This window comes from Aquibacillus sediminis (genome assembly GCF_005870085.1).
Lineage (GTDB): Bacteria > Bacillota > Bacilli > Bacillales > Amphibacillaceae > Aquibacillus_E > Aquibacillus_E sediminis.
Genome location: NZ_SZNM01000047.1, coordinates 1 through 9,223, shown reverse-complemented (window position 1 = coordinate 9,223; position 9,223 = coordinate 1). Strand labels below are relative to the sequence as shown.

9 protein-coding genes and 1 pseudogene are annotated in these 9,223 nt (G+C 34.3%); 3 read left to right on the top strand and 7 right to left on the bottom strand.

The genetic code is table 11. From position 1 onward, the window contains the following. Positions 1-203 precede the first annotated feature (203 nt). From FCI53_RS21975 to FCI53_RS20630, 5 genes are all read right to left on the bottom strand, one after another. Complete coding sequence (locus tag FCI53_RS21975) at positions 204-506, bottom strand: SEC-C metal-binding domain-containing protein (RefSeq protein WP_246050174.1); 303 nt, start codon at positions 504-506, stop codon at positions 204-206. An 881-nt stretch (positions 507-1,387) separates the two neighbouring features. Continuing rightward, positions 1,388-1,852: a hypothetical protein gene (locus tag FCI53_RS20645; RefSeq protein ID WP_138420880.1), complete on the bottom strand. Its 465-nt coding sequence runs from the start codon at positions 1,850-1,852 to the stop codon at positions 1,388-1,390. A 647-nt stretch (positions 1,853-2,499) separates the two neighbouring features. After that, the gene (locus FCI53_RS20640) at positions 2,500-3,057 is read right to left on the bottom strand and encodes a CBO0543 family protein (RefSeq protein ID WP_138420879.1); all 558 of its coding nucleotides are present in this window, start codon (positions 3,055-3,057) and stop codon (positions 2,500-2,502) included. Continuing rightward, positions 3,054-3,314 (bottom strand): hypothetical protein, encoded by a 261-nt coding sequence (locus tag FCI53_RS20635; RefSeq protein ID WP_138420878.1) that lies wholly within the window; start codon positions 3,312-3,314, stop codon positions 3,054-3,056. Before FCI53_RS20635 ends, FCI53_RS20640 begins: the two co-directional genes overlap by 4 nt. A gap of 64 nt (positions 3,315-3,378) precedes the next feature. Next, the gene (locus FCI53_RS20630) at positions 3,379-3,825 is read right to left on the bottom strand and encodes a hypothetical protein (protein WP_138420877.1); all 447 of its coding nucleotides are present in this window, start codon (positions 3,823-3,825) and stop codon (positions 3,379-3,381) included. Between the two features lie 521 nt (positions 3,826-4,346). Between FCI53_RS20630 and FCI53_RS20625 the strand changes: the two are divergent. After that, positions 4,347-5,556: pseudogene (locus FCI53_RS20625) on the top strand (site-specific integrase). A gap of 83 nt (positions 5,557-5,639) precedes the next feature. Here the strand turns inward: FCI53_RS20625 and groL are convergent. Together groL and groES are read right to left on the bottom strand one after the other, a co-directional pair. Then, positions 5,640-7,277 carry a chaperonin GroEL gene (gene groL, locus FCI53_RS20620; RefSeq protein WP_138420876.1) on the bottom strand — a complete coding sequence of 546 codons (1,638 nt, stop codon included), beginning with the start codon at positions 7,275-7,277 and terminating at the stop codon, positions 5,640-5,642. A 127-nt stretch (positions 7,278-7,404) separates the two neighbouring features. Continuing rightward, the gene (gene groES, locus FCI53_RS20615) at positions 7,405-7,689 is read right to left on the bottom strand and encodes a co-chaperone GroES (RefSeq protein ID WP_138420875.1); all 285 of its coding nucleotides are present in this window, start codon (positions 7,687-7,689) and stop codon (positions 7,405-7,407) included. 293 nt (positions 7,690-7,982) lie between these two features. Between groES and FCI53_RS20610 the strand changes: the two genes are divergently transcribed. Together FCI53_RS20610 and FCI53_RS20605 are read left to right on the top strand one after the other, a co-directional pair. Beyond that, positions 7,983-8,693 (top strand): CPBP family intramembrane glutamic endopeptidase, encoded by a 711-nt coding sequence (locus FCI53_RS20610; protein WP_138420874.1) that lies wholly within the window; start codon positions 7,983-7,985, stop codon positions 8,691-8,693. A gap of 7 nt (positions 8,694-8,700) precedes the next feature. Next, the gene (locus tag FCI53_RS20605; RefSeq protein ID WP_138420873.1) at positions 8,701-8,901 is read left to right on the top strand and encodes a YdiK family protein; all 201 of its coding nucleotides are present in this window, start codon (positions 8,701-8,703) and stop codon (positions 8,899-8,901) included. Positions 8,902-9,223: the final 322 nt, after the last annotated feature.

Below are 9,223 nucleotides of genomic sequence, written 5' to 3'. Positions count from 1 at the left end.
GTAAAGTTTGGGGGTAAGTCTGAGTCCCTGTCATAGGACTGCTTTGATAGGGACTTAGACTAGAATTTTAAATATCATTATGTAACAGTGATGCCTGATTGTTTAATATATTTTTAATGCATAGTATCCTTGTACTACGCAGCAATCAATGTTAAATTTATGAACCTTTTTAAGAATAGCCTCCTATTGTTGAACAATGCTTGCTATTTTCCACAACACTTTTTATATTTTTTTCCGCTTCCACAAGGACACTTTTCATTCCTACCTATTTTTTTACTTCTACGCGTTTGATTATATTGTGGGAATTCCCCCCCAAGTTCTTGATATGGGTCCTTTACTAAACTGTAATCAAAGAAACTTATATTGTTATCTTTATTACTCGATATCTGAATTGGTTTGAATAGAACAGTGGACAATTTATTCTTTGTATTTTCCACTTCAATGTTAGGGTACAACTCTTTTAGAGCTACCACTAGATCTGATAAGATTTGCTCTCCTTGGTTCATAATAATCAACTCTCCTTAGATTTTATTAGTAAACTAAGAATTACCTATTCAAAACCCCACAATACATTATAAGAATAGGATAGTTTCGTATATTTAAGGGCATTTATTCTTTATTCCAGAAGAAAGACGACTACGCTAAGCATAATCGTCTCTCGATGGTTGTGTATTCCCATTATTCCTGTACTACGACATAACGTAAATCTAAATAATCGATGCATTTCTAATAATCACTTGTCTAATTATACCTAATGTTGACTACTCTAATTGTTGGATTAACTCTAACTTTATTTGCTCATATTATGAAGATAATCCTATTAAAAGAGCGTATATTTTGGAGCAGTACATTTATGGATTTTGGTGTAGCTACTCTAATCGTTTTTATTGTTACACTGTTTTTTGTTGATGCGGAAGTCACTTTCTTTGGTGCCTTAGTTACTAACAATTACTGAAATCCCCCAATACGGTTATTTGATACACAAAGGAAAAACTTAGAAGTCACCAGGTTATTCTAAAAGCTAGATTAACTCCTATTATCTTCGTACTACGACATAAGACTTAAATTCAATTTAAATAATTGATTTACAGTTACCTATTGCCTATACTAAAATTACAGTTTTGCAAAGTATTACACTATAGTCCTACATTTTAAAAAAGGGAGACAACTATGATTTCAAATGAAGAATTAGTGGTATTTACAAAAGAACTAAATTTGCTACTCGATGAATTCTATAGATGTGATAATTTCAAAATCAAAAAGCAAATTTATGCTGATATATTATTTTTAGTTGAGATAATAGAACCTTAATTCTTTTAATTTCACTGCATTTTGTATCTAATATTCATTTTCTTATTATATTTGTCTTTCATTTTCTAGAATTATTTTAGTTAAGCTTTTTGTTCTCCATAAAGTTTTGAGCACTGTATAATAAAGCTACTTTATAAAACAAGTATAAAAAAAATTGAAATTCGTTTAATCTCCCTAGCTTTGCTATTTTTACCATTTTAAGAAATTTGGTTAAAATAAAAGCAAAAAAACCATCCACAGCCATATTTAGTAAAAGGAAATTTTTTAAGTTTCCATACGTTAATTTTAGTATCCACATAGAACCAGGCAAAAATGGCCCAGCACTAAAGGGAAGTTCATTTGACACAAATGATTTCGACTTATCATAGAATACCCACCATTTTCGCTTTTGCCCAACTTTAGCATTCGTCATTTCAAAAATTACAGTTATTAATGCCGCTGGAAAAAAGCGTTTTATATTACGCTTTCCTAAAAAAATTACCGATAACCAAGGAAGCACAATCATTGCAATATTAAAAGCCTTGTGTCTTTTGGATAGCATAAAAAAACTCCTTTTGTTTTTAATATTTTCATTTTTTTGTAAAGTATTCTGATAATCAAGAAATAAAAGTACCCCTTACTTTTATTAAACTGTAAATAATTGTGTCTTTAGTTAAAGTAAAATACTTCACTTAACCTTTACACTTTTTAAAACCTTCTTTTAAAACTTATTCTATCCCTTCTCAGAAAAAGGGATCTTTTTATGCAGATATAGCGTATATAGGTATGTTTCTCTACTCAGTTTTAGCCAAAAAATTCACCTGCTTAGCAGGTAATAAAAAGAATCTATTTATGAAAATCAAAGGAACAAGCTAATTGATTACCGCCAGAAGAATGTACCACCTCTGCCATAATTTTTACCAGTGATTTTCACAAATTTTACCACTCATCTCCAGTGCGTTTACCATTAAAATATAATTTACAACGTAAAGATTCTGAAGAAAAAAGTCTAATGCCTCCGCATTTTAGCAAGGATTAGACTTTTTTATCTTCAATTATTACGCCCCATTGTTGAATATCAATTTTCTATTACATAGTATCGTTGTACTACGCAGCATGCCTTTATTTTATTAGTTGCTATTCTTCTATATAAGTACTCAATCGTTTAATTAGGACTCAATTTTAGATATTGTAAAAGATAAAATGTAATCATTTTATTTTGTCAAACTCGTTCCTCGTTACAATATAATGTGAAAACAAATAAATAATAAAATAAATAATAAAAGAATAGATATACTCCCAGTTTGGATATTCATAAAATCCTAACCACATAAATAAAGGCTCAGCACAAAATGCAATTAAAAAAGCATATATTACTGCTTTAATAAAGAAATTTATTTGAGGCCTAACTTGTAAGAAAAACATAGTTAATACAGGTAGTAAACTTATATCCCAAGGCTTAAATGAAGGAGAGAATGGAATTACTTCATATTTATAATACCACCAACCTAAACGTGCTCCAGTAATATCTAATAATATGGATATAAACATTGTAAAAAAGCCTACAAACAAAAGGCGATGTGTACTTCCTTTTTTTCTAAAAATAGACCAAAAAATCCAAGGAAGTATTGTTAGAACTAAGACCAGCCACCATCTCCAAGAAAAAACAACGTGTTCTATCCATAGTTCTTTATGCAAATCAGTAGATTGTTTTAAAAGAGTATATACTTCTTTTACACCTTCCGAAAATTTTTCATTTACATTCAATTTTGACCCTCACTTTTTATTCCAATCGCTAGAGCATCATGTTCCCAAAGAATTCTTTCTATCGTTTCTTGTTGGTTCTCTTTGCATTTTACCGTTAAAAAAACTTCAAACTTTGTTTCTTTCATTTGCTTTTCTTTTCTCTTGATATAAAGGTACTTAATAATTGCCCCTGATGAAAATCCTAATACCAATCCAATTAGCGCTAAAAATATTGGTCCCCACAGATGAACGTATCCATAAATCAAACCTAACAGCATAAATATCACACCTAGAACAAATGCTAAATCAACGATACTAACTCCATCTGAACGGTGAGTAGTATCAAATAACCTTCCTTGTTCTTTCCGTTATATTTAGTTCCATTGTAGAAAACTGAAAAGGTTTCACCTTATTTAACTCAGAATAAGCTAATTGATAAACTTTATTGTTATCTACACATCTTCGATAACTATCTGCAATGGTAAAAACAGAAACGTATAGAAAAGTCCATTCAATGTTTAATATTTTTTTAGCATGTTCAATATCACCTAACATTGAATAAAAAATAGCTGTATTTAAGCTCGCAAGGGAATTTACGATAAACTCAAAAAAGATTAAAATAAATCCCCATAGATAGTGGTTTGTTAATAAATGACCAAAACCGGGAAATGCCATCGACCACCACAGAACTAACCAAGGGTTATCAAACTGTAAAACATTATTAGTGTAGGAATTGGAAGAAACTATCCATCTGCGTTGGTTATTTTGCTTATTTGAATTTGTATTCAAAGTATCACCCTATTTTTTTTGACATTTGCACTTTAATTTACCCATACCTTCTTTTATTACTATCCTTTACAATAACTCATTTTTAATGTAAAAAACGCCATTGAACATCTCAATAGCGTTTTTATTTAACTCTTCTGATCCTTTAAGTATATTTTTCACAAACTCAACTAAAATGAAATCATTTGCTGCGTAGTATCAGTCTACTATTCAACAAAGGCTGCTTATAAATCACGACCATTACGGAATAATTAATGAACAAATTTTATTTTTCAGCTTTAAAATATAATAATTTTCATAGTAAGAAGTGTAGTGGCTCCAATTTGAGTCAAGAAATAACCCTAACCCATCCCTGTAAATACGGATGGGGTATTTATTTTAACTATCTTCTATTTAACCACCTCTACTCAAACTCTGACTCACCCCTAATTATTTTCACCTTTTTATAAAATGAATTTTTATTATTTCCTTTGGAAATAATGTACTTTTAGCAACAAAATAACTTTTAGAAAGCGAGGATGCGAATGTTAGGACATTTTTACAGAAGAGGCTGTAAGTGCAAAAAGAAAAAATGCACTTGTGGTTCAAAGTGGGCTTTCACCGTTGATATTGGAATTGATCCAATCACCGGAAAGAGAAAGCAAAAGGCAAAAAGCGGTTTTGATACGAAGCAGGAAGCTGAAGAAGCTGCTACCACTCTAATTCACGAAGTAAACAAAGGAACATATTTAGAGGAAACAGATAAAATCTTCAGCGACTTTGCAATTGAGTGGCTTCCCATCTACAGTGATGCAAAAGATGTTAAGCCTGGAACAGTTCGAGTCCGTCTTCATGAAATCGGAAGATTGTTACCCTACTTTGCTCAATTAAAATTAAAAGACATCACAAGAAAAATGTATCAAGATGCGCTCAATGATTTAAAGGATCAAGGGTTATCTGATAGCACAAGGGAAGGGATCAATCGAACAGCAAGAATGATTTTTAGAAAAGCATTAGAACTGGAGCTTATTAAGAAGGATCCAACGGAATTCGCTTATGTTAAAAAAGACAAAAAACGATTGAACAGCTGGAGGAAGAGGAAGTTCCAAATTATCTTGAAAAAGAAGAGCTTGCCTTGTTTTTAAAAACAGCAAAACAAAATGGCCTTGAACATGATTACTTGGCGTTTTTAATTCTAGCCTATACAGGAATTAGGGTTGGAGAGTTAGTTGCACTAAAGTGGAAGGATATAGACTTCCTTAACCACACGATAAGTATTACCAAGACGTATTATAATCCAAATAATAATACCATGGAGTATCAATTACTCCCACCAAAAACCCGAAAATCAAGGCGAAAGATTGTAGTAGATGAAGATGTGATTCAAGCTTTGAAATATCACAAGAAAGCCCAAAATCAAGTAATTAAGCGATTAAGTGTCGATTATTACAATAAGGATTTTGTCTTCGCTAAGATGGAGAGACAATTCGGTTATCCCATCGTGATTAAAAATGTGCGAGATCGAATGAAAAGGCTGTTTAGAATAGCTGGACTAAATGAAGAATTAACTCCTCATAGTTTAAGATATACTCATACGTCACTTCTTGCCGGGGCTGGGTCTCACTCGAACAGATTATGGATCGGCTTGGACATACTGACGATTCAATTACAAAAAATGTCTATCTTCATGTCACGCAAGAAATGAAAAAAGAAGCCTCTCAAAAGTTCAGTGAACTTATGAGAAGCCTCCGTTAAAAACCGCGGGTGTTAGCAAAATGTTAGCATTTCACTCTCACCTTAGTTAAAAACCCACTCATATCAAGGGTTGGGGGCACTTATTACATCATGCCGCCCATTCCGCCCATGCCACCCATGTCTGGCATAGCAGCGCCGCCACCTGCGTTTTCTTCAGGTAGGTCAGCTACGACAGCTTCTGTTGTTAGGAACATAGCGGCAACAGATGCTGCGTTTTGAAGTGCGGAACGTGTAACTTTTGTTGGGTCAACGATACCAGCTTCAATCATATCAACCCACTCACCAGCAGCAGCATTGAAGCCAATGCCTACTTTTTCACCTTTCAGACGTTCTACAATGATAGAACCTTCAAGTCCTGCGTTGTGAGCGATTTGACGAACTGGTTCTTCAAGTGCACGAAGTACAATGTTTGCACCAGTTGCTTCGTCGCCTTCAAGATCAAGTGCTTGGACTTGTTTATAGACGTTTACTAGTGCAGTACCACCACCAGAAACGATTCCTTCCTGAACCGCTGCACGTGTTGAGTTTAGTGCGTCCTCAATACGTAATTTACGCTCTTTCAATTCAGTTTCTGTTGCAGCACCAACTTTAACTACTGCAACACCACCAGCTAGCTTAGCTAGGCGCTCTTGTAGTTTTTCTTTATCGAATTCAGAAGTTGTTTCTTCTGCTTGTGCACGGATTTGTTGTACACGAGAAGAAATTGCTTCAGGGTCCCCAGCACCTTCTACAATTGTTGTGTTTTCTTTTGTAACAACAACTTTAGATGCACGACCAAGTTGCTCAATGGAAGTATTTTTAAGCTCAAGGCCAAGATCTTCTGTAATTACTTCAGCACCAGTTAGAGTAGCAATGTCTTCAAGCATTGCTTTACGACGGTCACCAAAACCAGGAGCTTTCACAGCTACTGCGTTAAATGTACCACGAAGTTTGTTCACAACTAGTGTAGCTAGTGCTTCCCCTTCTACATCTTCCGCAATGATTAGGATTGGCTTACCTTGTTGTACAACTTGTTCAAGGACAGGAAGTACTTCTTGAATGTTTGTAATCTTCTTATCTGTAATTAATAGATATGGATCTTCTAGTTCTGCTTCCATTTTATCTTGGTCAGTAACCATATATGGAGAAGCATATCCACGATCGAATTGCATACCTTCCACAACTTCTAGCTCTGTGTTGAATCCTTTAGATTCCTCAATTGTGATAACACCGTCGTTACCAACGCGCTCCATTGCTTCTGCAATCAATGCGCCTACTTTGTCATCACCTGAAGAAATGGAGGCAACTTGTGAGATAGATTCTCTGCTTTCAATTGGATTTGAAATTTTACGAAGTTCTTCTGTTGCTACTTCAACAGCTTGTTCAATCCCGCGACGAACACCAACAGGGTTTGCACCAGAAGCAACGTTTTTAAGACCTTCTTGAATCATGGATTGCGCTAGTACTGTTGCAGTTGTTGTTCCATCCCCAGCAACATCATTTGTTTGAGAAGCAACCTCAGAGACAAGTTGTGCACCCATGTTTTCAAATTGATCTTCTAGTTCGATCTCTTTTGCAATTGTTACACCGTCATTTGTAATTAGTGGTGAACCAAATTTTTTGTCTAGTACAACATTACGGCCTTTTGGTCCTAATGTTACTTTTACAGCATTTGCTAGTGTATCCACACCACGCAACATTGCGCGACGAGCGTCTTCACTAAACTTTAGTTCTTTAGCCATTATAAAAGCCCTCCCTATTTTTGTTGGTTATGGTATTTATATCGTATTCTTCGTAAGAAATCAGCCTAGCTCTATTCAAAGGTAACGGATAAATCCAATTACTCTACAATCTAGCCAGAACAGTCTATTAACCAATTACTGCTAATATGTCACTTTCACGAAGAATTAAGTATTCATTACCTTCATATTTCACTTCTGTACCTGCGAATTTGGAGTAAATCACAATGTTTCCTTCGGCTACTTCAGGTGCTACCCTTTCACCATTATCTGTTACTCGACCAGACCCAACAGAAACTACTTTCCCTTCCTGTGGTTTTTCTTGTGCAGAATCTGGTAGTACAATACCACTTGCTGTTTTTTCTTCTTGTTTTACAAGTTCAATGATCACGCGATCACCTAGTGGCTTTAACATGTTGAAACCCTCCTTATTTATTTTCGAATGGTTTTTCCTTAGCACTCATCAACATCGAGTGCTAACACACTATTATAATAATGAATTGCACTTGATTTTGCAAGTAACAAAACCCATTTTTTAGTAAAAAATTATAAATTTAAATAGCATATATCACGATTCTACGAAAACGCCCATCAACTACCATTATTCGCCACAAATAATATGGACGAACTATTTCAATTCTATTCTAAATTTGTGTTAAAATACGTACAATGAGTAATAACTTTTGAATTAAAAGGAGTCGTTGTTTTTTGCCTAAAAAGTATTGGTATGTGATTATAACTTACATAATAGCGCAACTTTCTGGTTTGGTAGTTGCTCCAATTATAAAAGTCTTGAATGTCGATCCCTTTACTGCATCCGTTTCATGGAATGTTATTAGTTTTGTTGCAGCATTATTGGTGACGATGTATCTGCTTAGAGATGAGATAAGACAAGTTTGCAAGCGTGGAGCAACAAAGATTAGCAATGTACTATTATGGTCATTTCTTGGTATTTTCCTAGCTTATTTTGCACAAATTGGTTCCATCATTATCGAAACGTTTGTACTTGGAATTAAACCAGGATCACAGAATACATTTGATATAATGAATATTGCACGAGCAGCACCAATTTTTATTTTGATTATTTCTATTATTGCACCGGTATTAGAAGAAGTTATTTTTAGAAAAATCATATTCGGTAGTATTTATAAAAGATCAAATTTCATTATTGCTGGTCTAGCATCAGCGCTCATTTTTGGACTAGTCCATAATGATAATCCACATATATTAACCTATACAGCAATGGGGTTAGTCTTTGCTTTTCTATACGTCCATACAAAGCGAATTATTGTACCGATTATCGCGCATGCTGCCATCAATACCTATGCTGTGATTGGACAACTAAGCATAGACCCTGAAGAAATTGACCGCATGCTTGAAGAGTTTGAAAAAATACAAATGATCTTAATAGGAGGCTAACAATACTATGAGAACTTCACCCTTGTTTATGGCTTCCTTATACAGTGGAATGGGCATTTTATTTACCTTTATTGCAATACAGTCCGTTGAGGAAACCATTTGGAACTTTTTCACCTTATTGCTTATCTTTTTTGCAACATTAGATTTCGCAGTGGCAATACGGTTACTTGGATTACACTTAAAAGTTAAAAAAGCGAAAAAAAAATAGGAAATCTGCCTTCTCATTGTGGGAGGGCAGATTTTTTTGTCTATTTTGTGGGTGTTCTATTAGCGGAACCACTTCAACTGTCATTTTCACTGTCTTTTGTGTTTAACGGAACCTAGAACTAGGTGAAGATGCTAAGCGGTCCCTCATTCCGTTATTCTTTATTTTTTAGCCTTTTTTGACGGTATAGCGGATTCTCTGAAGCTAGAATAAAAAGTGGATACCCCGTTAACGAAAGTCATATTTGGATATGATGATAATAACTAGGAGGGTTTCCATGGGTGAACATAGGCAAAGATATAGTGAGCAGTTTAAGCAAGAAACA

Bases quoted from the DNA above. Each gene is read 5' to 3' on its own strand.
- FCI53_RS21975 (WP_246050174.1), bottom strand. From the start codon at position 506: ATGAACCAAGGAGAGCAAATCTTATCAGATCTAGTGGTAGCTCTAAAA.
- FCI53_RS20645 (WP_138420880.1), bottom strand. From the start codon at position 1,852: ATGCTATCCAAAAGACACAAGGCTTTTAATATTGCAATGATTGTGCTT.
- FCI53_RS20635 (WP_138420878.1), bottom strand. From the start codon at position 3,314: ATGCTGTTAGGTTTGATTTATGGATACGTTCATCTGTGGGGACCAATA.
- groL (WP_138420876.1), bottom strand. From the start codon at position 7,277: ATGGCTAAAGAACTAAAGTTTAGTGAAGACGCTCGTCGCGCAATGTTG.
- groES (WP_138420875.1), bottom strand. From the start codon at position 7,689: ATGTTAAAGCCACTAGGTGATCGCGTGATCATTGAACTTGTAAAACAA.
- FCI53_RS20605 (WP_138420873.1), top strand. From the start codon at position 8,701: ATGAGAACTTCACCCTTGTTTATGGCTTCCTTATACAGTGGAATGGGC.